The following is a 24,676-nucleotide window of genomic DNA, read 5'->3' as shown; positions in this document are numbered from 1 at the left end:
CCTCTCGCAGAATGCCCCGAACTATTCCTTGGGCGGCTCGGCGGGCACCGGCGCGGTGCCGAGCCCGTTGATGTTGCGCGCCCGGATGCGCGGCTTGAACGCCCGGCCGTGCTCCGGCGCGCGGCGAAGCACCGGATGCACGATCGGCTCCTTCGCCTTGAAGGCATAGGCTTTGATCAGCGCGAAATAGTTGGGATAGGCATAGCCATTGTTCATCCGCAGCCACTCGTCGCGGCGGTCGCGAAACAGCTTGGGCAGCTCGTACCAGGCCACGGTCGGGGTCTTGTGGTGGACGAAGTGCAGATTGTTGTTGAGGAACAGATATGACAGCGGCGAGCGCTCGATGATCACCGTGCGGCCTTCCGGGTGCTCGGACCACTGATGCTCGGCAAAGGTGCGGATCGCAATCAGCGACTGGCCGAGCCACACCGGCGCCAGGATGTAGAGCCACAGCGGAATGCCGAAGCCGAACTGCACGATCGGCGCCACGATGGCGAGGCCGATCGCATGCAGCAACCAGGCTTTGCGGATCGCCCTGTCACCGGCCATCATCTGCTTGAAATCGTCGATGAAGAAGCCGATGCACGACAGCCAGGGGCCAAGGAAGAAACGGCCGGCCATGGTGTTGTTGATCTTGAGCAGGAACTTCATCGTCGGCGGCAATTCGTCATGCTGCCACAGCGCTTGGTAATAGCTCTCGGGATCGTCGAGCGGATCGGTCAGCCGCTCGTCGGCATGGTGGCGCAAATGCAGCGTCTTGAAGCGGCGGAACGGCCAGACCAGGCCGATCGGGAGGAAGACGAAGGCCTCGTTGATCAGCGCGCTGCGCGTTGGATGGCCATGCAGCACTTCGTGCATGATCGACGACTGCAGTGCCAGGATAAAGCCGAGGAGAGCGAGCGCCAGGATGGGATAGGACGGCCAGAGCAGGAAACCGGTGACGAGCCATGTTCCGTAACAGAAGAAAGCGAGAACCACGGTGGGCCATTCGATGGCCGGTGCGTTGCGTCGCTTGATGCTCTTGCCTGTCATGCTATCGACCACTGTCCCTCAGTCGCCGGAACCCCCAATGGTTCCTGACAACATAGTGTCAGGAGAAACGATTCCACTCAACGCGACAAAGTATACAAAATGTTGCGATTGCGCATTTTTGACCGCACATGTTACACATTGTAAACAAGCTTAGGGATTCATTTACGCCTGAGACGCCCCGTTGGCCCGCCTCGGCGCAAATTTTTCCTCAAGATTCGGAGGACCGGACGATGGACAAACGCGACCTGTCAGCAATCTTCCGGGAGCGTTTGAAGCTGCTCCTGACACGCTCCGACCTCAACCAGTCGGCATTCGCGTCGGCGGTCGGCATCGACCGGTCGGCGCTGTCGCAGCTGATGTCGGGCGCCTCGACGCGCCTGCCGCGCGCCGAAACGCTGCTCAACATCGCCGCAGAATTCAAGGTGTCGCTCGACTGGCTGCTCGGCCTCAGCCAGGACGAAGGCGTCACCGGCGAAATCCGCGAAAGCCTGGAGATCGAGGAAGCGCCCGACGGTTTCGACCGCACGCTGCTCGCCAAATGGTTCGCCGAGGCCGCGGGCACCAAGATCCGCTACGTCCCGGCCGGCATTCCCGATCTCCTGCGCACCCGCGCGCTCGTCGACTACGAGGCCAACATTACCAACAGGAGCCGTCTGGCGCAGGCCAGCGAGACGCAATACCGCATCGAATACAATCGGCGCCCGGAAACCGACATGGAAGTCTGCATGCCGCGCCACACGCTGGAGATCTTTGCGCGCGGCCTCGGCGTCTGGGACCGCTTTCCCGAGGCCGACCGTAGGCAGCAGCTCGCCCATATGGCGACGCTGCTCGACGATCTCTATCCAACCTTCCGGCTGTTTCTCTATGACGGCCGCATGCGCTATTCGATCCCGCTCACCATCTTCGGCCCCTACCGCGCCGCCATCTATGTCGGCGACATGTATGTCGTGCTGAACGCCACCCAGCCGATCCAGGCGCTCACCCAGCATTTCGACAATCTGATCCGCGCCGCCGACATCAACCCACACGAGGCCGCCGCCTACGCGCGCAATCTGGCCGGCATGTCGTTCCCATCAGGCTCTGCCTGATTGACGGCCAGTCGACCGGCCTTGGCCGAGGGCCAGGTCAATCACATTGCCGAAAGGTCGCGGCAAATCATTGACTGGACATAAAGACTTCTTTATATCCTTATTCGAATTTGAAACACGAAAGCCAATCCGATGACGACGACCAATCCGATCGATGCCCTGCTGGCTGAAAAGGGCGTGCTGCTGGCCGATGGCGCCACCGGCACCAATCTGTTCGCGATGGGCCTGGAGGCCGGCGAGGCGCCGGAACTGCTGAACGAGACGGCGCCCGACACCATCACCAGCCTGCACCAGAATTTCGTCGATGCCGGCGCCGACATCATCCTGACCAACTCTTTCGGCGGCACCCGCCACCGGCTGAAACTCCACCATGCGCAGGACCGCGTGCATGCGCTGAACAAGCGCGCCGCCGAGATCGCGCGGGCTGTTGCCGACAAGGCCGGCCGCAAGGTGATCGTCGCCGGCTCCGTCGGCCCGACCGGCGAATTGCTGGTGCCGCTTGGCGCCATGACTTATGACGAGGCGGTCGACGCCTTTGCCGAGCAGATCGAGGGTCTCAAGGAAGGCGGCGCCGAAGTCGCCTGGATCGAAACCATGTCGGCGCCCGACGAGATCCGCGCCGCCGCCCAAGCCGCGATCCGCGTCGGCCTGCCCTACACCTATACCGGTTCTTTCGACACCGCCGGCCGCACCATGATGGGCCTGCTGCCGAAAGACATCCACGGCGTCGTTGACGGGCTGTCCGAGACACCGCTCGGCGTCGGCGCCAATTGCGGCGTCGGCGCCTCCGATATCCTGGCATCGCTGCTCGACATGACCGAGGCGAAGCCGCAGGCGACCGTGATCGTCAAGGGCAATTGCGGCATTCCTGAATTCCGCGGCACCGAGATCCATTATTCCGGCACGCCGGAACTGATGGCCGACTACGTCCGGCTCGCCGTCGATGCCGGCGCCAAGATCGTTGGCGGCTGCTGCGGCACCTCGTTCCAGCATCTTGCCGCCATGCGCAAGGCGCTCGACGCCCATACCAAGGCGGATCGTCCGACGGTTGAAAAAATTGTCGAGCGCATCGGCCCGATGCGCAACAAGGTGGCGACGGAAAACGCCGCCGAGAGCAGCGAAGCCCGCCGCGAGCGTCGTCGCAGCCGCGCCTGAAGCTTTTTTGATTATTCGCTGTTGTCGGCGTAGCTCGACTGCGCCGACTTGAAATCGACCACATTGTCGCCGCGCATCGTCATCAGCGCGCCTGATGAAGCCGGATCGGTGATCTGTTCCAGCATGGCGCGGAAGCGGTCGTTGGTAAGCGCCGACATGGCGGTGTGACGCGCTTGCGCGACATCGTCGCTAATGCGTCTGGATTCGGCCGATGGAGCTGATGAAACCGTCGAAGCGTCTCGCACCGGCGGCGGCAAGTTGGCGATAGTCCTGATCTGCAATTCCGGCTCCCTCAAGCCCTGTAAACATGGCCGGTGTAGCAACAGGACATTGCGATCCGGTACCAGAAATACCGCGCAATTTAACGATCATGCCGGTTAGCGCCGCGCCAGGATCTGTTGAGATTCAGGTCAGGCCGTGTTCGAAAACGATGGGTTCCGAGAAACCGGAGCGGAGCGTACTTTTGGGTACGTGAGCTCAGTTCTACTGCGACGCAGTAGAACGGGAAGCGCAGGAAGGCACCATTTGCAGGCCGGCATCACCTGAATATCAATAGATCCGAAAAAAAGGCCGGCAAGGGAATGACCCCTCGCCGGCCTGCCTCACCCGCCCGTAGGCCGGTTTCCGCTGTCAGAACGATCCCATCTGAAAGAAACCGGCCGTCATCGCCACTACCGGTTACCGCCCAGCGCCGAGGCAAGGCGCACAAGCGAGAGGAACTCAGACCTGTACCCAAACGGGTCGGCTCCTCGGGCGGCAGTGGCAATCTCCATGATCTTGTCGTAACCGAACTTCGCGGTCGCATCCTCGTCGCGCAGCTTCTGGCCGAAGGCGGCGACAGCGACGGAGAAGCGCTGGTCGGTGCTGGCCTGGTCGAAGGACGCCACCTCGTTGGCCGAGGTCACCGGCGTGGTGATCAGCTTCGAGATGTCTTCGTTGGGCAGCTTGTAGCGGATCTTGACGAAGGCATATTCGTCCGCGTTGGCGACGCCGCCATTGTTGACCGTGGCCTGGCCATAACGCAGCGGGTCGATCTGCTCGCCGCCGCTACCCTTCGGCGTGATCTCGTAGATCGCCGTGACCGAGTGGCCCGAACCGATATCGCCGGCATCGACGCGGTCATTGTTGAAGTCCTCGCGGTTGAGCGCCCGGGTCTCGTAGCCGATCAGCCGGTATTCGGAGACCTTGTTCGGGTTGAACTCGACCTGGATCTTCACGTCCTTGGCGATCGGGAACAGCGTCGAGGAGGCATCCTCGACCAGCACCTTTTCCGCCTCGGCCAACGTGTCGATATAGGCAGCAGTGCCGTTGCCGTTCTGGGCGATGGTCTGCATCATCTGGTCGTTCAGATTGTCGTGGCCGAAACCGAACACCGACAGGAAGACCCCGCTCTTGCGCTCCTGCTCGATCAGGCGCTTGAGATCATCGTCGTCGCTCTGGCCGACATTGAAGTCGCCATCGGTCGCCAGCATCACCCGGTTGACGCCGTCCCTGACGAAGGATTGCTGGGCAAGCTTGTAGGCTTCCTTGATGCCGGCCTCGCCGGCGGTCGAACCGCCGGGCGTCAGATTGTCGATGGCGTTGAGGATCTTGTCCTTTTCGGCCGCCCTGGTCGGCATCAGCACGGTGCCGGCCTCGCCGGCATAGGTGACGATGGAGATCGTGTCGTCAGCCCTGAGCTTGCTGACCAGCAGCCGGAATGCCGACTTGAGCAGCGGCAGCTTGTCGGGCTCGTCCATCGAGCCCGAGACGTCGATCAGGAAGACAAGATTGGCCTTCGGCTGCTCGGTCGACTTGATGTCGAAGCCCTTGATGGCGACGTGCATCAGCTTGGTGTGCTCGTTCCATGGCGTCGGCATGACGCTGACGGTCGAGTTGAACGGTGTCGACGCCGAGTCCGGCCCCTTCCAGTCATAGGGGAAGTAATTGATCATCTCCTCGACACGCACCGTGTCGGCCTGCGGCACGGAGCCTTCCTTCAGCGAACGGCGCACGAAGGAATAGGAGGCGGTGTCGACATCGATCGAGAAGGTCGAGACCGGATCCTCGAGCGCGGCATGCACCGGATTGGTCTTGAAATCCTGGACGCGGTTGCGGTTCTCCTCCTGCGGTGCGACCTGATCCGCCGGCGCGATGGTCGGCTGAGGTGCCATCAATTTGGAGTCGGCTCCCGGCACGCGAGCGACCCGTGACGCGTAGGGCGCGGTCCTGGTGCTACCATCCAACGCGAATTCACCTGTTGGTGCAGGTGCCGGCTTGTAAGCCTTCAAAGTGCCCGCCTCGGTTTCGTTGATTGTTGCCGGAGCATCAGCCGGCACACCACGCCCCAGTGCATTCTGCCGTGCCGCGCCGCCAACCGCGGTCGATTCGGATTTCGGTGGCGAGGCCGGCGCCACAAGCGCGTCGGTCGCGTCGCGGCTTTCCACATCCGCGTCGGCCTTCTTGTCCTTCTCCAACCCGGTCGGAGCCTGCTTCGGCTCGGCCGGCTTCAGGGTCGCCGGCTTGTCGGCCAGCGTCTCGGTAATCTTTTCGTCGCCGCCGAATTTGGACGGCTGTTCCCTCAGCATATGGAAGGTGGCGTATCCGGCGATCGGCAGGGCGACGAGCCCGGCAAGAGCCGGCGTGGCAATGAGTTTCTTTTGCATGATCTCGCTCCAGAGCTTTTGTGCTCGCTCGGTGAGACGAAGGCCGCCGACCGATCCTTGGGTGACGGCAGAAATATTTTCCTGGTCGTAGGCACGCATGGCGGCTTCGAAGGCGCGCGCCTTCGCGCTCTCGCCCGGCGCCGGTGCTGCGATATCGCGCAGCCTGTTGAGTTCGTTGTCGTCGACCATGGTCACACTTCCCCGGCTGAACGCATCAGCGTCTTCAGCCGTTTCTTCGCTTCATGGATGTGCCAGGAAACCGTCGTCTCCGAGATCGCCATGGCCTCGGCGGCTGCCGCGTGGCTCAAGCCCTCGCCATAGACCAGCAGCACCGCATCGCGCTGCTTGTCCGGAAGCTGCCGCACGGCGGCCCACAACGCCTCGGCCGGATCCTCGCTCTCGGCCGGGGCGTCGCCCGAAATCAGCGCATGGACGCCATAGGCCTCGGTCTTCACCGTCTCGCGCGCGGTCTTGCGCATCATATCGCGCGCCGCGTTCATCGTCACGGAATAGAGCCATGTCGTGAAGGCGCCGCCGCCACGATAATCGCGGATCGCCTTGCCGAGCCGGACACAGACTTCCTGGGCGATGTCTTCGGCATCGGCCTTCTTGCCGCACCAGCGATAGGCGGCGCGATAGACGAAGTCGTAGTGGCGCTCCAGCAATTTGCCGAAGGCCCCCCTGTCTCCGCCCTTCGCCCGCCCGATCAGTTCGGCGTCGGAGGCTTCGCTCTCATCCAGCATCATCGCCATCATTTGCCTGTTGGACGAAGGCTAATGGCTAATCCTTGGGGTGATGCAAAGATTTTTTTCAGCCCAGTGCTTTGACGCTCAAATCGCCTGCCGGGACAGCTTCACATAAGGCGCAAGAAAGAGTGACCCGCTGGCATCAACCATGGTGCTGGCAATTCCATGTCGACTCGGGTCTCTGGTTCTCTTGCTAGAGCATGATCCCGAAAAGTGGGAACCGGTTTTCGGAAAGATCATGCTCCAACAAGATCATGCTCCAACAAAGAGATGGTCGCGGCCAGAACGTCGAACATGCCGAAACCGGAAACAGCATCCACCCCCAGCTGCTCGCAGCTGTTCTTGGTCTTCACACGCATCGCCCTGACGAGTTTCGGCGGTGGCGTGAGCGGCTGGCTGCCGCGGGAATTCGTTCAAAACCGCAAGTGGATGACGCAGGAAGAATTTCTCAACGGCCTGTCGATTTCCCAGGCGCTGCCAGGTGTGAACGTCAAGAACATGGCGGTCTGGATCGGCTACAGGCTTCTTGGCTGGCGCGGCGCCGTCATTGGTTTCGTCGGCATCATCGTCCCACCTGCCATCGTCATCGTTCTGTTGGGAACGGTATTTTCTTCACTGTCGCGGTATCCGCTGACCCATATTGCGCTGACCGGAGCCGCCGCGGCGGCTGTCGGCCTGTCGCTGTCGATGGGCATCACAGCCGCGCGGGCGGTGCCTCGAACGGCTGTTCCCATTGCGATCATGGCCGGCACATTCATTGCCGTCGCGCTTCTGCACTGGCCGCTTTTCTGGGTCGTTCTTGCCGCCGGCTTCGCCAGCGTCGCCTACACCTACGCCGCGGCAAGCTGATGAGCGAGAGCCCGCACACTTCGCTGCTCAGCTTGCTGGCGGTCTTTGCTCCGCTCTCGCTTGTCACGATTGGCGGCGGGCAGAGCGCCATTGCCGATATCAACCGGCAGATCGTCGATGTCCATCAGTGGCTGAGCCAGGCGCAATTCGTCGACGCCTTCGCCATCTCGCGGATGGCCCCAGGGCCGGGATCCCTGCTGGTTACGCTGATCGGCTGGCAAGTCGCGGGTTTCTGGGGCGCTGTGGTTGCAACGTTGGCAATTTTCGGCCCGACCACCTTTCTAATCTATGCGGTCGCTCAGATGTGGTCCCGCAATGGCGGCGCGCGCTGGAAACGAGCGTTGGAGACTGGGCTCCGGCCAGTCGCCGCCGGCATGATCCTCGCCTCGACCTATGTGTTGCTACAGGCCATCGATGGCGGCTGGTTCGCGCGCGCCGTCGCATTGGCATCGACGGCAACGCTTCTTCTGACCAGGGTGGATCCGCTGCTTTTGATCGGCGCCGGCGTGGCTATTTTCGTCGGGCTTCATGCGATCAGCCTGGCCTAGGCGATCCGCACGACGGCTCAGATCAGTGTTTCGGCAAACAGCGTCATCAGCCTTTGCCAGTGCCGCTCGGCGCCGGCTTCGTTGTAGACGCTGTGGTCCGGCACGCACCAGCCATGCGCCATGCCGACATAGTTCTCGATCGCGTGATCGACTTCGGCATTGCGCAGTGCCTCCTCCAGCCTTGTCGACTGTTCCGGCGGGAAACTCCGGTCGACGCCGGCCATGCCGACATAGACCCGTGCCTTGATGGACGCCGCCTTGCGGTGCGGGCTGTCGGCGGCATCGCTGGCGAGGTTGCCGCCATGGAAACTGGCGACGGCCTTGATCCGGTCTGGATAGGCCGCGGCGGCGTTCAATGCTCGCGCGCCGCCCATGCAATAGCCGACGGTGCCGATCGGCCCGGTGACGTCCTCGGCGGAGAGCGCATCGAGAAAGGCCGCGCTGTCGCCGATGGTCATTTCCTGCGTCGTGCCGGTGACCAGCGCCATCAGCGCTGCCTTGGTCTTTTCCTCGGTAAAGGCGGTCTTGGCGTCGAACGGACCATAAGGCACGTTGCGGTAGAAGAGGTCCGGCACCAGCACCGCATAACCCTCGCCCGCCAGCCGCTCGGCCATGCCAGCGAGCGCCGGGCGCGGACCGAAAGCATCCTGATAGAGAATGACACCGGCCTTCGCCGGGGAGGCCTTGGCCGAGCGGAACAGGCCCGCCTTGGCCACGCCATCACGGGTCTTGATCTGAAGGTCCTGCTTGGTCATTACCTGCTCCGTTCATCCGAAGGGCGATACATATCCGCACAAACCGCCACGGCAAGGCATTGCTTGAAAGTAGCCGTCAACATTTCGTGCAGGATCGCGTGACGCGTTCGCAAGCTTCAGGGGCTCGACGAGGAAGGCTTGATCAGCTGGCGGCCCGTGCAAAGCTCGCCATGTGGAAGGCCTGGATATCAGGTGGATAGCGATATTCCTTGCCATAGGGACAGGCATTGCGGTCGAGGCAGCCGCCGCTCCGGCACGGTTCGCCATTCGCTCCCCGCACATGCGCCAGGCAGGCCTGATAGGCAAAGCCTTCCCTGGAGTATGCATCGACCGGACAGGATTTCAGGCAAGGTTTTGCGACACAGGCGTCGCAGAGATGGATCGCCTCGCCCTGCTGCGGAAGCGCGATCTCCTCTTCGAACAGCAACGCGCCGCGATAGGCGTGCCAAAGCCCGTATTGCGGGTGCATGAGAATACCAAGCGGCGACGGTTTTAACCCCTCCGCGCGCATCGCCCATTGCTGGAATGGCAGATAAGGCCTGTCTGAGGGCGAAACGGCGCGTGCCCCGAAGACTTCCGCCACATCGCCGATGGCCTGCCGTGACCAGCTGTCGAGCGGATTGGCGATTGCCAGCGGCTGCTGCTCCCGCCAGCGCAGGAAATGCGGCCAGGGCGCCGCCCCCGCCTGCCCGACCAGCAACAGAGACCTCGTCGGCGCACCCGAGGCGCCATGGGGGGCATCCTCGTTGTCAGGAAAAACAAAGCCGCCGCGCAGGATCAGGCCGTTGGCGCCAAGCGCGGCGGTGATCCCTTCGATCATGCCGCGCACAAAAGTCATCCCTTCTTGTCCGGGTCGGAGAAAGCGCTCCGCCAGACTTCCTTGTGGATGATGTTGGCGACTTTAGCCCCGCCTGACTCGGGCTCCTTTCAAGTGAAGGCGTCGGGCATCGACCCCTTCTTCTTGGCGATGAACTCCTTCAGGGCCTCGTCGATGCTGGGATCGAGATGCGGCGCCTCATAGCTTTCCAGCCAGCGGCGGGCGAGTTCGTTGGCGCGCTGCGGCGCGGTCTTCTCGCCTTCGGCCAGCCACTGTTCGTAGGAATTGTTGTCGGCGATGTTGGAGCGATAGAACGCCGTCTGGAAATTCGCCTGGGTGTGGTCGCAGCCGAGATAGTGGCTGCCCGGCCCGACCTGGCGGATGGCGTCCATCGCCTGGCCATTCTCAGACAGGTCGACGCCTTCGGAGAATTTTTGGGTCATGCCGAGCTGGTCGATGTCCATCATGAATTTTTCGTAGCAGGACGCCAGTCCGCCTTCGAGCCAGCCGGCCGAATGCAGGACAAAGTTGGTGCCGGCCAGGATGGTCGAGTTCAGCGTGTTGGCGCTTTCATAGGCCGCCTGCGCATCCGGAACCTTGGAGGCGCAGAGCGAACCGCCGGTGCGGAACGGCAGGCCGAGACGGCGTGCGAGTTGCGCCGCGCCATAGGACACCAGCGACGGCTCCGGCGTGCCGAAGGTCGGCGCGCCCGACTGCATCGAGATCGACGAGGCGAAGGTGCCGAACAGCACCGGCGCGCCCGGTCGGATCAGCTGCGTGAACGATGCGCCTGCCAACACTTCGGCCAGAACCTGCGTCAGCGTGCCGGCGACCGTCACCGGGCTCATCGCGCCGGCCAGAATGAACGGCGTGACGATGCAGGCCTGGTTGTGGCGCGAATAAACCTTCAGCGCACCGAGCATGGTCTCGTCGAACACCATCGGCGAGTTGGCGTTGATCAGGCTGGTCAGCACCGTGTTGTTCTCGACGAAATCGTCGCCGAACACCAGCTTGGCCATGGCCACCGTGTCCTCGGCGCGCTCAGGCGCGGTCACCGATCCCATGAACGGTTTGTCGGAATATTTTATGTGCGAATAGACCATGTCGAGATGGCGCTTGTTGACCGGCACATCGACCGGCTCGCACACCGTGCCGCCCGAATGATGGATCGACGGCGCCATATAGGCGAGCTTCACGAAATTCCGGAAATCCTCGATCGTCGCATAGCGCCGGACGCCGTCGAGGTCGCGCACGAAGGGCGGGCCATAGACCGGCGCGAAGACGGTGGCGTTGCCGCCGATCTGCACCGAGCGTTCGGAATTGCGGGCGTGCTGGGTATAGACGGACGGCGCGGTCTTCAGCAGCGAACGGCAAAGCCCCTTCGGGAAATGCACACGCTCACCCTTGACGTCGGCGCCGGCCTCTTTCCACAGCTGCAGCGCTTCGGCGTCATCGCGGAAGATGATGCCGATCTCTTCGAGCACCGTATCGGTGTTCTTCTCGATCAGCGCCAGGCCCTCTTCGTTGAGCACCTCATAGACGTTGATCTTGCGCTTGATGTAGGTGAGCTGGGTGCCCGGCCCGCCGCCGGAGCGTGCCGCGCGCCTGGCTGCTGCTCCGCCGCTCGCACCGCGCCCACGCCGCGCGTTTGACGCTTCCTGGTCGACTGCCGCGTGTTCGCTCATGATCGCTCTTCCCTGAATATGGCCTGGCCTGACGATGGCTGGTCCGTAACCGTTGCGGCCGCATGGCGCGGCTTTCGCCGGATCGTAGCCATGCACCCTATTCGAAACGGCCCGTCCGCGCCAACGCCTGTCGCAAAATCGACAAGAAAACCAATAGATTTTCCAGTCGCTTTCCTTTTGCGGGAAGTCGCAAATCAGCTATGGATACCCGCCCATTGCGGGTTAGGTATGAGCGCTAAAATTTTGTGCCTTGCGACACAGTCGCGATGCCGTGAGGAGCTGGATAAAAATGTCCGACGACGAGATCATCCTTTCTGAACTTTCCGACGACGAGCTGGTGCAGCAAATGCACGACGATCTCTATGACGGCTTGAAGGAAGAGATCGAGGAAGGCACGCGCATCCTGCTGGAGCGTGGCTGGGCACCCTACAAGGTGCTGACCGAAGCACTGGTCGAAGGCATGCGCATCGTCGGCGAGGATTTCCGCGACGGCATCCTTTTCGTTCCCGAAGTGCTGCTCTCGGCCAACGCCATGAAGGCCGGCATGTTCATCCTGCGTCCGCTGCTCGCCGCCACCGGCGCGCCGAAGCAGGGCAAGATGGTGATCGGCACCGTCAAGGGCGACATCCACGACATCGGCAAGAACCTCGTCGGCATGATGATGGAAGGCGCCGGCTTCGACGTCATCGACCTCGGCATCAACAATGCGGTCGAGAAATATCTCGATGCGATCGAGCAGCATCAGCCCGACATCATCGGCATGTCGGCGCTTTTGACCACGACCATGCCCTACATGAAGGTCGTCATCGACACGATGAAGGAAAAGGGCATCCGCGACGATTATGTCGTGCTGGTCGGCGGTGCGCCGCTCAACGAGGAATTCGGCAAGGCCGTCGGCGCCGACGCCTATTGCCGCGATGCCGCGGTGGCGGTCGAGACCGCCAAGGACTTCATGAAGCGCAAGCACAACGTACGCGCTTCCGCCTGATCCAAGGCATCAGGATGGACAGACAGGAAAAGCCGCGCCTTGCAGCGCGGCTTTTTTGTTCCCAGATGATGGAGGGGGCTGACGATCAGTTGGCGACAGTGTCTTTGACAGCCCTTGCCGTCGATTTGACATCCTTGCCGACACCCCGAATGGTGTTGGCGCAGGCCGTAAGGGCCAAGGCACTGGCAAGGATGGCTATCGGCGCAATGCGCAGCAGTTTCATGGACGGTGTCTCCCTCGACAGATAAATTAGCCCCGCAGCGAAAGCCGGCTCGACTTGGTCAAGACGCAAAAAACGAAACCGAATCAGACAGACAGGCTGCTCGTCATCGCCTGCGGGATGATTGCGCGCGAGGTATTGGCCGTCAAGGAACAGCTCGGGCTCGACCACGTCGAATTGACCTGTTTGCCGGCGGAGTTTCATTTCTATCCCGACCGTATCGCGCCCGCCATGGACAAGGCGATCGAGAAGGCCAAGGCGGAGGGCTATGAGCACATCTTCGTCGGCTATGCCGATTGCGGCACGGGCGGCCTGCTCGACCGCGTCATCGAGAAGCATGGCGTCGAGCGCATGGCCGGTCCGCACTGCTTCGCCTTCTATCAAGGCATGGAGGCCTATGCGAAAATCGACGACGACGACATGATGTCCTTCTACATGACGGACTTCCTGTGCCGCCAGTTCGACGCCTTCTTCATGAAGCCGCTCGGCCTCGACAAGCACCCGGAGCTGATCAAGGACTATTTCGGCAATTACGAGAAGCTGATCTATCTCGCCCAGACCGACGACCCGGAACTCGACAAGGTCGCGGAAAAGGCCGCCGCCCTGCTCGGCCTCGCCTATGAGCGGCGCGCGACCGGCTATGGCGATTTGACGAGCGAACTGACACGGGCAGCCTTGCACCCGGAGAGCGTTGGTTAGGCGCCCGCTTCCAACTGCTCCTCCGGTGGCGGATCCGACACGAAATCGACAACGCGACCGCTTTCAAGCCGGAGTGGGCCTATTGCGGACGGGTCTTTGCGCATCGCCTCGGCAATCATGGCGTCGACAGTGTCGAGGTTTCCCTGCAGAATTGAGCGGTCGCCGGATTCCCAGTACTGGCCTTCGTCGAAGACATCGAATTTGTGAAAAATAGGGGCAACTTTACGAAGCAGCCCGATGATTTCGATATGAGCCTCCGACCCGGCAAACTGGGTCTTGCAATATTGCTGCATGAAGAGGTGTCTGTCGAATTCGAACCGCAGAGGATCCGCCCGGGGATGCGGCAGAAGTTCTATTCCTGTAACCGGGCCGAGATAGTCCACGCTGCGTTCATCAATGACCCGATTGAGAACCATTTGGGCTTCATTTATTTCCCGAAATGGCCAGCCCCGAGCGGCGGCAACCGCCGCTGCTTCCTGCAACAGCGCAGCATATTTGTCGTCGTCAAGCAGTTGCCCCTCAAAGTGGATTGTCACTCCCACGTACACCTCCCCCCGAGAAACGGTCGCAACGATAGCTGTGCGTCTACTCGATCGCCAGCGCCTCAAGCACATCCGCGAAGCTCGCCTTGCAGACGAAACCAAGCCGCTCTTTGGCCCGCGATGGATCGTAGACGCGATCGATCGATGAAAACATCGTCCAGCCCCTCCTGGCATAGAGCCGCGGATAATCCGGGAAGTAACGTGTTACGACCGACGGTGCATCGGCGATCAATTCCGCGCAGTCTTCCGGCTGGAACGGCGTCGGTGCCGAGATAATGAAGATGTCGAAGCCCAGCTGCGGCGCCTTCTCCAACGCGGCGACATGAGCCTCCGCCGCATCTTCCACCGTCAGCCGGCGGAACAGCAATTCATTCGCCTTGGTGTTGGCATCGGACTGTTCGATCGCGTGCGCCATGTCATCGGCTTCGGGAAAGAAGCGGGCCGTGCGCAGCACGACCGCCGGCAGGCCATGCTGGAGATGATAGAGGCGGCAGAGATGTTCGGCCGAAAGCTTGGTGACCCCATAGATGTTGCGCGGCTCGGGCGACATCGCCTCCGTCAGCCAGGCCGCCTTGCGGGCACCGCCCTTGAAGCCGTCGCGTATCGCCTGCGAGATCATCAGCGACGTCGTCGAGGTGAAGACGAAGCGCTGCACGCCCGTCGCCACCGCCGCGTCGAGCAGGTTCAGCGTTCCCTGCACATTGGTGGCGACGAAATCGCTGTTGGCGCGGCTTTCTATATTGGGCTTGTGCAGCGCGCCGCTGTGGATGATGGCTTCGATTCGGTTGCCCCCGACCACCCGCATGACCAGGTCACGATCGGCGATCGAGCCGATCATCTGCGTTTCAAAAGATGGAACCGGGTCAAGACCGATCACCTCATGGCCAAGTGCGCGCAGGCGCGGCGCCAGCGCGCTGCCCAGCCAACCCGACGATCCCGTGAGCAAGATTCGCATGCGTCACACCATGATTTTTGACGGTGACGCTGTTAAGCACGGATGACAGGCGCGAGCGACCCGATAAAGTCAGGTAGCGGCCAGCAACGGCGCCGCTCCAGACATTAACTGCCATTTTTATCGACTGCCATTTTATCCAGGGAGTTCCAGATGATCCTTCGTCCCCTTTTCGCCGCCATCGGCTTGCTCTGCTTCACCCTGCCCGCCCTTGCCGACGGCCAGGTGCAGAAGCTGATCACGCCTGCCGACAAGACGCGCCTCGACAAGTACGGCGAGACGCGCAAGGCGGCGCTCACCGAGGCGAAGGCCGGCAACCCGATCGACGTCAAACAGCTCGATGCCTTGCTGGCGAAGCCGCTGGTGTCGTTTTCCGACAAGGACCTGACCGGCAACTGGAAGTGCCGCACCATCAAGGCGGGCGGGTTGAGCCCGCTCGTCATCTATGGCTGGTTCAAGTGCAAGGTGATCGACGACGGTTCCGGCTGGCGGCTGGAAAAGATCAGCGGCTCGCAGCGCACCCAGGGCCGCTTCTTCGACGATGGCGAGAAGCGCTCGATCTATCTCGGTTCCGGCTCCGTCAACGATGACAAGGCAAAGCCGTATGGCAGCGGTCCGCAGACCGACCAAGTCGGCTACGCCTTCCGCACCGGTGCAAAGGGATGGCGCATCGAACTTCCCGCGCCTTATTACGAATCGAAGCTCGACATCATCGAGTTCAAGCGCTGAGCGTGGTCATCAAGATTTAACCCGATTCCGGCACAAAATCCGGCCAGCATGCGGCGGCCGGCCGCGTGCAAGGCAGGAAAGCGGGCTATGTCATCATCGGTTGGAACCAACGCGCCGATCGTCGTCGTGACCGGCGGCGGTGGTCATGTCTGGGCCATGATCAACACAATCGCCGATCGCGTTGGTCCTGTCAGCGTCGTCCTCGAAACCCCTGAATCCAAAAAGCAATTGCTGCGTGGCCGGGCTCGCCGCCAGGGCTGGATCTCGGCCATGGGCCAGCTTGGCACGATGGTGCTGAGCAGGTTGGGCAAGCGGCTCCTGGCCAGCCATAGCGCGCGATTGATCGCGGAGGAGAAACTGGAGGTTGAGCCGCGACCAGACCAGGAAATCATCCGAGTGGCCTCGGCCAATGGGCTTGAGTGCCTGCAGGCGATCCAGAAGATCCAGCCAGGTGTCGTGCTGCTCAACGGTTGCCGACTGATCTCGGCTGAGATGCTGAGCAAGATGTCCTGCCCGGTGCTCAACTACCATGCGGGCATCACACCGAAATATCGCGGCATGAATGGCGGCTATTGGGCTCTGATATCAGGCGATGCGCAGAATTTCGGCACGACTGTCCACCTTGTCGATGCTGGCGTCGACACTGGCGGCGTGCTGAAGCAGGCGCGCGGCAGACCGAAAAAAGGCGACACCATCTCAAGTCACGCGCTCCGCCAGGCGGCGTTCTCGCGCGACATATGCGTCGAGGCCATCAGCGATGCGCTGGCTGGAAACCTCACGACGATCGATCCCGGCCTGCCGTCGAAACAGTGGTATCACCCGACGATCTGGTTCTACGTCTGGACCGGCCTCAGAACCGGAATCTGGTAGGCTTTGTCAGCCCCGAACCACATAAAGCCAGACGGCTTTTCCTAAGCACCGACCCTGCCTCCTGCGCGCGCCGCGAACGAATAAAGACACCTTTCATTTTACGACATTGAAATGCGTCGCTTTTGAATGCGCGCGCGTCGTCCCATAACAAGCGGCCCCCCTGCGCATGCGGCAATGCTCGATAGTTCGAGGAGCGAGAATTCATGGCCGATCTTATCGTCGTCTACTGGCGCGACATCCCTGCCCAGGTCATCGTCAAGAAGGGCCGGCAGAACGCCAAGCGCGAGCTGCCGTTGCGCTTCACCGAGGCCATCGACATGTGCGCCATGCGCACCGGCGCCGGCGGCACCGACGACTATCTGGCCGAATGGCGCAAGACCGATCCCGTTCCGGTCGGCGACGATCTCGAAGCCGAGGTCGAAAAGGCTTTTCAGGACCTCGACACGAAATATGACCGCGAGCGGCTGGTCGCTCTGGTCAAGGCAGGCGGCAAAGAAAATGTCTGAGACGCAACCGGCGGTTACACAGGCCACCCTGGTCAAGAAGGCAGCGCCGAAGTCCGACTACAAGCCGGCCGACGTGTCGCCTCAGCGGCGCGTGCAGCGGTCTTTCGCGGTGAGATTGTGGTCGATCCGGCATTCGCGCCTGCTGGAATGGTTCTATTCCCGTTTCGCCGACATGTTCCTGCTCCTCCACCCCCTGTGGAAAGGCATAGGTTACGGTCGCGTCGAAGCCCCGATCAAGTTTGTCGAAAAGCGCGTCAAGGGATTCATGTTCGATTGCCGCATGTGCGGCCAGTGCATCCTGTCGTCGACCGGCATGTCGTGCCCGATGAACTGCCCCAAGCAGCTGCGCAATGGCCCCTGCGGCGGCGTGCGCGCCAACGGCAATTGCGAGGTCGAGCCCGATATGCCTTGCGTCTGGGTCAAGGCCTGGGAAGGGTCGCAGAACATGGTCAATTCCGACAAGATCCTGACCGTGCAGAAGCCGGTCGACCAGTCGCTGCGCGAAACCTCGGCCTGGCTGCGGGTCACCGCGCAGGCGGCGGCCGCCCGTGAGGCCGCGTCCGCGCCGAAGACCGGAGCCGCCGCATGACCGCCCGTCAGCGCGACGAGAACCCGGCCGGCATTCATCTGCCGCTCGATCCCCTGCCCGGCCACTCATCACGAGGCCGGCTGGAGCGCGTGCTGCGCCGTGGCGAGTTCGCCGTCACCACCGAGCTCAATCCGCCCGATAGCGCCGATCCCGAGGACGTCTACAACCGCGCCAAGATCTTCGACGGCTGGGTCGACGCCATCAACGCCGTCGATGCCTCGGGCGCCAACTGCCACATGTCCTCGGTCGGCATCTGCGCGCTTTTGACTCGCATGGGCTATGCCCCGATCATGCAGATCGCCTGCCGCGACAAGAACCGCATCGCCATCCAGGGTGACGTGCTGGGCGGTGCGGCGATGGGCGTCGCCAACATGCTGTGCCTGACCGGCGATGGCGTGCAGGCCGGCGACCAGCCAGGCGCCAAGCCGGTGTTCGACCTCGATTCCATGTCGCTGCTCGAAACCGTCCGCATCATGCGCGACAACGGCAAGTTCCTGTCCGGCCGCAAGCTGACGACGCCGCCGCAGGTCTTCCTGGGTGCCGCGGTCAATCCGTTCGCGCCGCCCTTCGACTTCCGTCCGATCCATCTCGGCAAGAAGATCGCCGCCGGCGCGCAGTTCGTGCAGACGCAGTATTGTTTCGACGTACCGATGTTCAGGACTTTCATGCAGAAGGCGCGTGACCTCGGCCACACCGAAAAAGTGTTCGTCCTGTGCGGCGTCGGTCCCCTCGCCTCGGCCAAGACCGCCAAATGGATCCGCTCCAACGTACCGGGCATCCACATTCCGGATGCCATCATCAAGCGGCTGGAGGGCGCCCAGGACCAGAAGAAGGAAGGCAAGCAGCTCTGCATCGACATCATCAACGAGGTGAAGGAAATCCCCGGTATTTCGGGCATCCATGTGATGGCCTACCGCCAGGAGGAATATGTCGCCGAGATCGTCGATGAATCGGGCGTGCTCAAGGGCCGCCAGCCCTGGAAGCGCGAGATCCGTCGCGACGACCAGATGGTTGCCGACCGGCTCGACCACATCCTGCACGACGAAATTACCGAAACCCAGGTGGACATGGTGAAGACCGCGCATTGATCCGCGCGGAGGATCACCATTCGCTTGATCGAAAAGAGATAACGATATAAAGAACTCTTTATATCACGACGGAGAGATTTCATGACCCGGACCATCGTTGCCTCGGCGACACGAGAAATCATCATCGGCTTCGACCAGCCCTTCTGCGTGATTGGCGAGCGCATCAACCCGACCGGCCGCAAGAAGCTTGCCGCCGAGATGGTCGCCGGCAATTTCGAGACCGTCATCAAGGACGCGCTGGAACAGGCCGCCTGCGGCGCCACCATGCTCGACGTCAATGCCGGCGTCACCGCGGTCGACCCCAACGCCACCGAACCGGCGCTGCTGGTGCAGACGCTCGAGATCGTCCAGGGTCTCGTCGACCTGCCGCTGTCAATCGACAGCTCGGTCACCGCCGCGATCGAGGCAGCACTCAAGGTCGCCAAGGGCCGCCCGCTGGTCAATTCCGTCACCGGCGAGGAAGAAAAGCTCGAAGCCATCCTGCCGCTGATCAAGAAATACAATGTCCCCGTCGTCGCCATCTCCAATGACGAGACCGGCATTTCGATGGATCCGGACGTGCGCTTCGCCGTCGCCAAGAAGATCGTCCAGCGCTGCGCCGATTTCGGCATTCCCGCGCATGACGTCGTCGTCGACCCGCTGGTCATGCCGATCGGCGCGCTCGGCGATGCCGGCCGCCAGGTGTTCGCGCTGCTGCGTCGGCTCCGCGAAGAGCTCAAGGTCAACACCACCTGCGGCCTCTCCAACATCTCCTTCGGCCTGCCGCATCGCCACGGCATCAATGCCGCCTTCATTCCGATGGTGATCGGCGCCGGCATGACCTCGGCGATCATGAACCCGGTGCGGCCGCAGGAAATGGAAGCCGTGCGCGGCGCCAACGTGCTCAACGGCACCGACGAGAACTGCACCAACTGGATCAGGACCTACAAGGACTACAAGCCGGCCGAGGGCGGCCATGCGGTTGCCGCACCGACGGCGGTCAACGCCCCCGGCGAGGGCGGCGGCAATGGCGGTCGCCGCCGCGGCGGCCGTGAAGCCCGCATGGGTCGGGGATAAGCGCGCAATCGTGAACCGAACTGCAAACCACGCTGGACCGATCGCATCATCGATGCGGTCGGACGCGTCTGCGTTGCGGTCAGGCGATGCCCAATATGGCGTCGAACAACGCCATTCCTGCCCACGATCCGAATATGCCGGTCACGCCGCCTACGATGAAATCATCGTCATAGGCAGGCCAGAGCCCGTCGAGCAGCAGCACAGCGACAATCGCGCCGAGAATTCCGGTGGCCAGATATTGCGGGTTGCGCAGCCATGGGCCCTTGAGCAGCCGCACCATGGTAAAAGCGGTGAATATGCCGGACAGCAGGAGATCGGACATGATTGGCCTCTGGACCATCAGACACTCCGCCCAAGACTGAAACGATCCGTTAAACGGTATCGACAGTCCCTATCGAGACACGTGCACGTATGAACTCGCCTGCCAACATCACCGATCCACTCGTGCTGTTCATGCCGTCGGGCAAGCGCGGGCGGTTTCCTGTCGGCACGCCTGTGCTGGATGCCGCGCGCCAGCTTGGCGTCTATGTCGAGAGCGTGTGCGGCGGCCGCGCCACGTGCGGGCGCTGCCAGATCGAAGTGCAGGAAGGCAATTTCGCCAAGCACAAGATCGTCTCCTCCAACGACCACATCTCGCCCAAGGGCCCCAAGGAAGAGCGCTACGAGCGCGTGCGCGGCCTGCCCGAACGGCGCCGCCTCTCCTGCTCGGCGCAGATTCTCGGCGACCTCGTCATCGACGTGCCGCAGGACACGGTCATCAACGCGCAGACCATCCGCAAGGATGCCGACACCAGGGTGATCGCCCGCGATACGGCGATCCGCATGTGCTATGTCGAGATCGAAGAGCCCGACATGCACAAGCCGCTCGGCGATCTCGATCGGCTGAAGATCGCGCTGATGAAGGACTGGGGCTTCAAAAACCTCGAATTCGACTTCTACCTGCTGCCGCAGGTGCAAGGCATATTGCGCAAGGGCAACTGGACCGCCACCGCCGCCATCCACAAGGATGCCGACAGCGACATAGCGCGCGTCATCGCGCTGTGGCCGGGCCTCAAGAACGAGGCCTATGGGCTGGCCTGCGATATCGGTTCGACCACCATCGCCATGCATCTGGTGTCGCTGCTGTCGGGCCGCGTCGCCGCCTCGTCCGGCACATCGAACCCGCAGATCCGCTTCGGCGAGGATCTGATGAGCCGCGTCTCCTATGTGATGATGAACCCGGATGGCCGCGAAGGCATGACGGTTGCCGTGCGCGAGGCGATTTCCAGCCTCGTCGACAAGGTCTGCGCGGAAGGCAATGTCCAGCGCAACGACATCCTGGATTCCGTCTTTGTCGGCAATCCGATCATGCACCATTTGTTCCTCGGCATCGATCCGACCGAACTCGGCGGCGCGCCCTTCGCGCTCGCCGTCTCGGGCGCGGTGCGCATCAAGGCCTCCGACATCGGCCTCAAGCTCAACCAGGGTGCGCGCCTCTACATGCTGCCTTGCATTGCCGGCCATGTCGGCGCCGACGCGGCGGCGGTGACGCTGTCGGAAGGGCCGCATCGCCAGGACGAGATGATGCTGATCGTCGACGTCGGCACCAATGCCGAGATCGTGCTCGGCAATCGCACGCGTGTCGTCGCTGCCTCCTCGCCCACCGGCCCGGCTTTCGAGGGCGCCGAAATCTCCGGCGGCCAGCGTGCCGCGCCCGGCGCCATCGAGCGCGTGCGCATCGATCCCGAAACGCTGGAACCCAAATACCGCGTCATCGGCTCGGAACTGTGGTCCGACGAACCGGGCTTCCTCGACAGCGTGCAGGCGACCGGCGTCACCGGCATCTGCGGCTCCGGCATCATCGAGATCGTGGCAGAGATGTATCTCGCCGGCATCATCTCGGAGGATGGCGTCGTCGACGGCTCGCTTGCCGCGCGCTCGCCGCGGGTCGTCGCCAACGGCCGCACCTTCTCCTATGTGCTGAAGGAAGGCGAGCCGAAGATCACCATCACCCAGACCGACGTGCGCGCCATCCAGCTCGCCAAGGCCGCTCTTTATGCCGGCACCAAGCTCTTGATGGAAAAGCAGAACACCGAGCATGTCGACCGCATCCACTTCGCCGGCGCCTTCGGCTCGTTCATCGATCCGAAATACGCCATGGTGCTGGGCCTGATCCCGGATTGCGACCTCGACAAGGTTTCCGCCGTCGGCAACGCCGCGGGTGCTGGTGCCCGCATGGCACTGCTCAACCGCGGCTATCGCCGCGAGATCGAGGAGACGGTGAGCCAGATCGAGAAGATCGAGACCGCGCTGGAACCGAAATTCCAGGAGCATTTCGTCTACGCCATGGCGCTGCCCAACAAGGTCGATCCGTTCCCGAAACTGTCGGCAGCGGTGAAACTGCCGCCGCGCAAGACGGTTAGCGAGGACGGCGTTGCCGGCGACGCCACCCCGCGCCGGCGCTCTCGCGAAGGTCACGCGGCAAGGCGCGGCCGCGAATAAACGCTGCCTTCACGGGCAGCTCCAAACTCAAACTCATTTGCATGCAAATGTTTCCGGATCGAACCGATCCGGAAACCGAAACGCTGTTTTCGCGAAATCCACCCGATACATGGCAAGCGCATTTACCCGGCATCGAACGGCGGCCGAAGATAATCCTCGGCTACGCTGCTCTTCAAGGGAGATGAAAATGTCGATGTTTGGAAATCTCGGTCGCTTCGGTGTGACCATCAGGCAGAACCATGCCAGGAACAAGGCGATCCGCGCGCTGAACAGCCTGCCGGCGCATGTCCAGAAGGACATTGGCTGGCCGGCGTCGCCGCCCGCCGACCCGCAGGCCGCGCTCATCTCGCTGCTTCTGGGCACGGCGCGCTGATGACCTTCGCCGACAAATGCAAATTGCTCGGCAAGCGCCGGGGATCTCGCACATCCCCGGCGGCAACCAGCAACCGGCTGCGCGCGGCACTTTTGCCGCGCCGCTGACGTCAGCGGCGCGGATCACAGCGCCGTGTGGACACTGCGTAAAACTTGACATTTTCGGCCAAGGTACGATGTTCGGAATTAGTGGAGGTTTCTCTTAGTCGGCTCTTGCCGAAGTTCGTGTATCCGCATGCCAAGTTTCAAAAGCCACGTCGTGTCCTTCGTGCTCAGGTACAGCCGCAAAAAGGCGTTTTCCAGCCCGGAAAACCTGCAGCGCTGGATCGCGGCCGCGCGCAAGACCGAGGATCACCATCCGCCGGCCTCGCTGCAGCAGCGCTTGGACATCCAGACGCGCACCGTCGACGGTTTTCCGGTCTATGAAATCGCTCCAAGAGCCGGCGAGTATAAGCGGATCCTCTATTTGCATGGCGGCGCCTATGTGTTTGAGATCACGCCCTATCACTGGCGCCTGATCGCCGACATGGCAGACCGGCTGGGCTACGGCATCACCGTGCCGATCTATCCCATCGCCCCGGAACACGATTTCCACGCCATGTTCGGCATGGTCGGCGACGTCTATCGCCAGATGCTCGACGAGACGGAAGCGGAAGACATCATCTTCATGGGCGATTCCGCCGGTGGCAACATGGCCGTGGTGCTGACCATGATGGCTGCCGAAGAAGGCTTGCCGCTGCCATCGCGCCATGTGCTGATCTCGCCCGGCGTCGACATGTCGCTTTCCAATCCAAAGCTGTTCGAGGCCGAGCGCAACGACCCCTGGCTCGGTATCCCCGGCGGCCTCGAAGCGATCCGCCTGTACAGTGCCGGCATCGACCGCAGCGACTGGCACATCAGCCCGGTCTACGGTGATCTCTCCGTGCTGCCCAAGACATTGCTTCTGACGGGCTCGCGGGATCTCCTGACCCCCGACAATCTGGTCTTCGCGGAAAAGGCGCGTGCCGCCGGCGCCGAGGTCGACGTCGTCCATGAGCAAGGCATGTTCCACGTCTGGCCACTGTTCGACATGCCGGAATCGCGGCGCGCCCGCCAGCACATCGTGGCGTTTCTCAACGAGAGCCCCTCGCCGATCAGGCAGGACAGGAAAACAAGGTTCGAAGCGCCCTCCGCCGAGGCAGCGGAGTAGCGCTTCTGCTTTCGGTCCGATCCTGTTGACGGATCAGAACTTGCCGGTTTCCCGGAACACTTCGAAGGTCGCTCGGATATGGTCAGCCACGGCCTTCACCGGCGCGCTCGCGTCCGGCGCCACCACCATGGCCAGATTGTAGGTGCCGATATCGGGCATGCCGTCCTTCGGGCAGAGCTCGACCATGTCGTTGCCGAGGAAGGATCGCGGCAGCGGCGCGACCGCGAGGTCGGCCATGATCGCGGCGCGCTGGCCGGCCGTATGCGCGCTCATATAGGCGACGCGGTAGTTGCGGCCCTCGCGCCCCAGCGCTTCGAGCGCGCCGGCCCGCCATGCGCATCCCTCTTCCCACAATGAAACCGGCAGCGGTTCGCGCAGATGCGCGCAGCCGCCCTTGGCGCCGGCCCAGACGATCGGTTCGGTCAAAAGCACCTCGGCGCCGAGCGCGCTGGTCTTGTAGGAGTTGGTCAGAAGCGTGATGTCGAGTGCGCGGTCGTCCATGCGCCGGCGCAGATTGCTGCTCTGGTCGATGGTGACGTCGACGGCGATCGAGGGATGCGACTGCGCGAAACGCTTCAGCACATGCGGCAGCACGCGCTCGCCATAATCATCCGGCGAACCGAGCCTCACCACGCCGACAATCTCGGGAATGATGAACTTCGACACCACCTCGCGGTTGATCGACAGCAGCCGGCGGGCATAGCCGAGCAGCATCTCGCCATCCGTGGTCAGCGACACCGAGCGGGCGTCGCGCGCGAACACCGAGCGGCCAAGAATGTCCTCCAGCTTCTTGATCTGCATGGAGACCGCGGACGGCGTGCGGAAGACGGCATTAGCGGCCGTGGTGAAGCTGCCGGTCTCGGCAATCGCCACGAAAGTGCGCAAAACGTCGAGATCAAGCAGCGGCAGTGGATGATTGAGTGGGGCGTTCATGGGAACTGACCTTCAATTTTTCTGATACAAAGCATCATTCCATTTCGTTTGATTGAACACCGGATTGGGAGGATAGTCAACTCCATCGAGGCAGGTTGCTGCCACAAGCAGCCTCGAAACGACCACGTCACAGACCTGCAAT

Annotated in this window: 27 protein-coding genes; 15 read left to right on the top strand and 12 right to left on the bottom strand. The window is 62.4% G+C overall.

The window, feature by feature from the left end:
* Positions 1 to 21: 21 nt before the first annotated feature.
* Positions 22 to 1,032, bottom strand: coding sequence for a fatty acid desaturase (locus tag JN279_RS20055; protein ID WP_202350061.1), 1,011 nt, complete (start codon positions 1,030 to 1,032; stop codon positions 22 to 24).
* A 230-nt stretch (positions 1,033 to 1,262) separates the two neighbouring features.
* On the opposite strand from JN279_RS20055, the gene JN279_RS20050 reads away from it, so the two are divergent.
* Both JN279_RS20050 and bmt read left to right on the top strand, forming a co-directional pair.
* Entirely contained in the window at positions 1,263 to 2,120 is an 858-nt protein-coding gene (locus JN279_RS20050; protein ID WP_095199809.1) for a helix-turn-helix domain-containing protein, read from the top strand.
* A 132-nt stretch (positions 2,121 to 2,252) separates the two neighbouring features.
* Positions 2,253 to 3,275: a betaine--homocysteine S-methyltransferase gene (gene bmt / locus JN279_RS20045; protein ID WP_202350060.1), complete on the top strand. Its 1,023-nt coding sequence runs from the start codon at positions 2,253 to 2,255 to the stop codon at positions 3,273 to 3,275.
* An 11-nt stretch (positions 3,276 to 3,286) separates the two neighbouring features.
* On the opposite strand, the gene JN279_RS20040 is transcribed toward bmt, so the two are convergent.
* The 3 genes from JN279_RS20040 to JN279_RS20030 form a co-directional block, all read right to left on the bottom strand.
* Positions 3,287 to 3,556 carry a hypothetical protein gene (locus JN279_RS20040; protein ID WP_096446980.1) on the bottom strand — a complete coding sequence of 90 codons (270 nt, stop codon included), beginning with the start codon at positions 3,554 to 3,556 and terminating at the stop codon, positions 3,287 to 3,289.
* A gap of 390 nt (positions 3,557 to 3,946) precedes the next feature.
* Positions 3,947 to 6,109 (bottom strand): YfbK domain-containing protein, encoded by a 2,163-nt coding sequence (locus JN279_RS20035; RefSeq protein WP_202350059.1) that lies wholly within the window; start codon positions 6,107 to 6,109, stop codon positions 3,947 to 3,949.
* Between the two features lie 2 nt (positions 6,110 to 6,111).
* Positions 6,112 to 6,672, bottom strand: coding sequence for an RNA polymerase sigma factor (locus JN279_RS20030; RefSeq protein ID WP_202350058.1), 561 nt, complete (start codon positions 6,670 to 6,672; stop codon positions 6,112 to 6,114).
* A 336-nt stretch (positions 6,673 to 7,008) separates the two neighbouring features.
* On the opposite strand from JN279_RS20030, the gene JN279_RS20025 reads away from it, so the two are divergent.
* Both JN279_RS20025 and JN279_RS20020 read left to right on the top strand, forming a co-directional pair.
* Entirely contained in the window at positions 7,009 to 7,515 is a 507-nt protein-coding gene (locus tag JN279_RS20025) for a chromate transporter (RefSeq protein WP_202350057.1), read from the top strand.
* Positions 7,515 to 8,063 (top strand): chromate transporter, encoded by a 549-nt coding sequence (locus JN279_RS20020; RefSeq protein WP_202350056.1) that lies wholly within the window; start codon positions 7,515 to 7,517, stop codon positions 8,061 to 8,063. The genes JN279_RS20025 and JN279_RS20020 overlap by 1 nt, the downstream gene beginning before the upstream one ends.
* Positions 8,064 to 8,080: 17 nt before the next feature.
* On the opposite strand, the gene JN279_RS20015 is transcribed toward JN279_RS20020, so the two are convergent.
* The 3 genes from JN279_RS20015 to JN279_RS20005 form a co-directional block, all read right to left on the bottom strand.
* Positions 8,081 to 8,818: a dienelactone hydrolase family protein gene (locus JN279_RS20015; RefSeq protein ID WP_202350055.1), complete on the bottom strand. Its 738-nt coding sequence runs from the start codon at positions 8,816 to 8,818 to the stop codon at positions 8,081 to 8,083.
* 142 nt (positions 8,819 to 8,960) lie between these two features.
* Complete coding sequence (locus tag JN279_RS20010) at positions 8,961 to 9,647, bottom strand: 4Fe-4S dicluster domain-containing protein (RefSeq protein ID WP_202353767.1); 687 nt, start codon at positions 9,645 to 9,647, stop codon at positions 8,961 to 8,963.
* Positions 9,648 to 9,745: 98 nt separating this feature from the next.
* Complete coding sequence (locus JN279_RS20005) at positions 9,746 to 11,320, bottom strand: trimethylamine methyltransferase family protein (protein WP_096446992.1); 1,575 nt, start codon at positions 11,318 to 11,320, stop codon at positions 9,746 to 9,748.
* Positions 11,321 to 11,609: 289 nt separating this feature from the next.
* On the opposite strand from JN279_RS20005, the gene JN279_RS20000 reads away from it, so the two are divergent.
* Entirely contained in the window at positions 11,610 to 12,308 is a 699-nt protein-coding gene (locus JN279_RS20000) for a corrinoid protein (protein WP_032930649.1), read from the top strand.
* Between the two features lie 85 nt (positions 12,309 to 12,393).
* On the opposite strand, the gene JN279_RS19995 is transcribed toward JN279_RS20000, so the two are convergent.
* Positions 12,394 to 12,531 (bottom strand): entericidin A/B family lipoprotein, encoded by a 138-nt coding sequence (locus JN279_RS19995; protein ID WP_096446994.1) that lies wholly within the window; start codon positions 12,529 to 12,531, stop codon positions 12,394 to 12,396.
* A 54-nt stretch (positions 12,532 to 12,585) separates the two neighbouring features.
* Between JN279_RS19995 and JN279_RS19990 the strand changes: the two genes are divergently transcribed.
* The gene (locus JN279_RS19990) at positions 12,586 to 13,227 is read left to right on the top strand and encodes a DUF1638 domain-containing protein (protein WP_202350054.1); all 642 of its coding nucleotides are present in this window, start codon (positions 12,586 to 12,588) and stop codon (positions 13,225 to 13,227) included.
* On the opposite strand, the gene JN279_RS19985 is transcribed toward JN279_RS19990, so the two are convergent.
* On the bottom strand, positions 13,224 to 13,769 hold the full coding sequence (locus JN279_RS19985) for a hypothetical protein (RefSeq protein ID WP_202350053.1): 546 nt from the start codon (positions 13,767 to 13,769) through the stop codon (positions 13,224 to 13,226). The two genes, JN279_RS19990 and JN279_RS19985, sit on opposite strands and share 4 nt — an antisense overlap.
* Before the next feature lie 43 nt (positions 13,770 to 13,812).
* On the bottom strand, positions 13,813 to 14,724 hold the full coding sequence (locus JN279_RS19980) for an NAD-dependent epimerase/dehydratase family protein (RefSeq protein WP_202350052.1): 912 nt from the start codon (positions 14,722 to 14,724) through the stop codon (positions 13,813 to 13,815).
* 150 nt (positions 14,725 to 14,874) lie between these two features.
* On the opposite strand from JN279_RS19980, the gene JN279_RS19975 reads away from it, so the two are divergent.
* The 6 genes from JN279_RS19975 (at position 14,875) to JN279_RS19950 (ending at position 19,559) form a co-directional block, all read left to right on the top strand.
* The gene (locus tag JN279_RS19975) at positions 14,875 to 15,450 is read left to right on the top strand and encodes a DUF4893 domain-containing protein (protein WP_202350051.1); all 576 of its coding nucleotides are present in this window, start codon (positions 14,875 to 14,877) and stop codon (positions 15,448 to 15,450) included.
* Between the two features lie 87 nt (positions 15,451 to 15,537).
* Positions 15,538 to 16,320: a formyl transferase gene (locus tag JN279_RS19970; protein ID WP_202350050.1), complete on the top strand. Its 783-nt coding sequence runs from the start codon at positions 15,538 to 15,540 to the stop codon at positions 16,318 to 16,320.
* A 203-nt stretch (positions 16,321 to 16,523) separates the two neighbouring features.
* Entirely contained in the window at positions 16,524 to 16,826 is a 303-nt protein-coding gene (locus JN279_RS19965; protein WP_202350049.1) for a virulence factor, read from the top strand.
* Complete coding sequence (locus tag JN279_RS19960; protein WP_096447008.1) at positions 16,819 to 17,415, top strand: methylenetetrahydrofolate reductase C-terminal domain-containing protein; 597 nt, start codon at positions 16,819 to 16,821, stop codon at positions 17,413 to 17,415. Before JN279_RS19965 ends, JN279_RS19960 begins: the two co-directional genes overlap by 8 nt.
* A complete protein-coding gene (locus JN279_RS19955) occupies positions 17,412 to 18,503 on the top strand; it encodes a methylenetetrahydrofolate reductase (protein ID WP_095199795.1) in 1,092 nt (363 codons plus the stop codon). Before JN279_RS19960 ends, JN279_RS19955 begins: the two co-directional genes overlap by 4 nt.
* A gap of 81 nt (positions 18,504 to 18,584) precedes the next feature.
* Entirely contained in the window at positions 18,585 to 19,559 is a 975-nt protein-coding gene (locus JN279_RS19950; RefSeq protein ID WP_019858705.1) for a methyltetrahydrofolate cobalamin methyltransferase, read from the top strand.
* Between the two features lie 79 nt (positions 19,560 to 19,638).
* Here JN279_RS19950 and JN279_RS19945 read toward each other — a convergent pair whose 3' ends face one another.
* A complete protein-coding gene (locus JN279_RS19945) occupies positions 19,639 to 19,899 on the bottom strand; it encodes a hypothetical protein (protein WP_096447010.1) in 261 nt (86 codons plus the stop codon).
* Between the two features lie 71 nt (positions 19,900 to 19,970).
* Here JN279_RS19945 and JN279_RS19940 point away from each other — a divergent pair, with 71 nt between their 5' ends.
* From JN279_RS19940 to JN279_RS19930, 3 genes are all read left to right on the top strand, one after another.
* On the top strand, positions 19,971 to 22,040 hold the full coding sequence (locus JN279_RS19940; RefSeq protein ID WP_096447012.1) for an ASKHA domain-containing protein: 2,070 nt from the start codon (positions 19,971 to 19,973) through the stop codon (positions 22,038 to 22,040).
* 187 nt (positions 22,041 to 22,227) lie between these two features.
* A complete protein-coding gene (locus JN279_RS19935; RefSeq protein WP_202350048.1) occupies positions 22,228 to 22,413 on the top strand; it encodes a hypothetical protein in 186 nt (61 codons plus the stop codon).
* Positions 22,414 to 22,647: 234 nt separating this feature from the next.
* Positions 22,648 to 23,601: an alpha/beta hydrolase gene (locus JN279_RS19930; RefSeq protein ID WP_096447014.1), complete on the top strand. Its 954-nt coding sequence runs from the start codon at positions 22,648 to 22,650 to the stop codon at positions 23,599 to 23,601.
* Positions 23,602 to 23,634: 33 nt separating this feature from the next.
* Here the strand turns inward: JN279_RS19930 and JN279_RS19925 are convergent, their stop codons facing one another.
* A complete protein-coding gene (locus JN279_RS19925) occupies positions 23,635 to 24,534 on the bottom strand; it encodes a LysR substrate-binding domain-containing protein (protein WP_010910020.1) in 900 nt (299 codons plus the stop codon).
* Positions 24,535 to 24,676: the final 142 nt, after the last annotated feature.

The organism is Mesorhizobium sp. 113-1-2 (genome assembly GCF_016756475.1).
GTDB lineage: Bacteria > Pseudomonadota > Alphaproteobacteria > Rhizobiales > Rhizobiaceae > Mesorhizobium > Mesorhizobium loti_C.
This window is presented reverse-complemented; position numbering and strand designations above follow the sequence as displayed.

What these genes read in the sequence shown, in the direction of transcription:
- JN279_RS20055 (WP_202350061.1), bottom strand. Translation starts at nt 1,032, where the DNA reads ATGACAGGCAAGAGCATCAAGCGACGCAACGCACCGGCCATCGAATGG.
- JN279_RS20050 (WP_095199809.1), top strand. Translation starts at nt 1,263, where the DNA reads ATGGACAAACGCGACCTGTCAGCAATCTTCCGGGAGCGTTTGAAGCTG.
- bmt (WP_202350060.1), top strand. Translation starts at nt 2,253, where the DNA reads ATGACGACGACCAATCCGATCGATGCCCTGCTGGCTGAAAAGGGCGTG.
- JN279_RS20035 (WP_202350059.1), bottom strand. Translation starts at nt 6,109, where the DNA reads ATGGTCGACGACAACGAACTCAACAGGCTGCGCGATATCGCAGCACCG.
- JN279_RS20030 (WP_202350058.1), bottom strand. Translation starts at nt 6,672, where the DNA reads ATGGCGATGATGCTGGATGAGAGCGAAGCCTCCGACGCCGAACTGATC.
- JN279_RS20020 (WP_202350056.1), top strand. Translation starts at nt 7,515, where the DNA reads ATGAGCGAGAGCCCGCACACTTCGCTGCTCAGCTTGCTGGCGGTCTTT.
- JN279_RS20015 (WP_202350055.1), bottom strand. Translation starts at nt 8,818, where the DNA reads ATGACCAAGCAGGACCTTCAGATCAAGACCCGTGATGGCGTGGCCAAG.
- JN279_RS20005 (WP_096446992.1), bottom strand. Translation starts at nt 11,320, where the DNA reads ATGAGCGAACACGCGGCAGTCGACCAGGAAGCGTCAAACGCGCGGCGT.
- JN279_RS20000 (WP_032930649.1), top strand. Translation starts at nt 11,610, where the DNA reads ATGTCCGACGACGAGATCATCCTTTCTGAACTTTCCGACGACGAGCTG.
- JN279_RS19995 (WP_096446994.1), bottom strand. Translation starts at nt 12,531, where the DNA reads ATGAAACTGCTGCGCATTGCGCCGATAGCCATCCTTGCCAGTGCCTTG.
- JN279_RS19980 (WP_202350052.1), bottom strand. Translation starts at nt 14,724, where the DNA reads ATGCGAATCTTGCTCACGGGATCGTCGGGTTGGCTGGGCAGCGCGCTG.
- JN279_RS19975 (WP_202350051.1), top strand. Translation starts at nt 14,875, where the DNA reads ATGATCCTTCGTCCCCTTTTCGCCGCCATCGGCTTGCTCTGCTTCACC.
- JN279_RS19970 (WP_202350050.1), top strand. Translation starts at nt 15,538, where the DNA reads ATGTCATCATCGGTTGGAACCAACGCGCCGATCGTCGTCGTGACCGGC.
- JN279_RS19965 (WP_202350049.1), top strand. Translation starts at nt 16,524, where the DNA reads ATGGCCGATCTTATCGTCGTCTACTGGCGCGACATCCCTGCCCAGGTC.
- JN279_RS19960 (WP_096447008.1), top strand. Translation starts at nt 16,819, where the DNA reads ATGTCTGAGACGCAACCGGCGGTTACACAGGCCACCCTGGTCAAGAAG.
- JN279_RS19955 (WP_095199795.1), top strand. Translation starts at nt 17,412, where the DNA reads ATGACCGCCCGTCAGCGCGACGAGAACCCGGCCGGCATTCATCTGCCG.
- JN279_RS19950 (WP_019858705.1), top strand. Translation starts at nt 18,585, where the DNA reads ATGACCCGGACCATCGTTGCCTCGGCGACACGAGAAATCATCATCGGC.
- JN279_RS19945 (WP_096447010.1), bottom strand. Translation starts at nt 19,899, where the DNA reads ATGGTCCAGAGGCCAATCATGTCCGATCTCCTGCTGTCCGGCATATTC.
- JN279_RS19940 (WP_096447012.1), top strand. Translation starts at nt 19,971, where the DNA reads ATGAACTCGCCTGCCAACATCACCGATCCACTCGTGCTGTTCATGCCG.
- JN279_RS19935 (WP_202350048.1), top strand. Translation starts at nt 22,228, where the DNA reads ATGTCGATGTTTGGAAATCTCGGTCGCTTCGGTGTGACCATCAGGCAG.
- JN279_RS19930 (WP_096447014.1), top strand. Translation starts at nt 22,648, where the DNA reads ATGCCAAGTTTCAAAAGCCACGTCGTGTCCTTCGTGCTCAGGTACAGC.
- JN279_RS19925 (WP_010910020.1), bottom strand. Translation starts at nt 24,534, where the DNA reads ATGAACGCCCCACTCAATCATCCACTGCCGCTGCTTGATCTCGACGTT.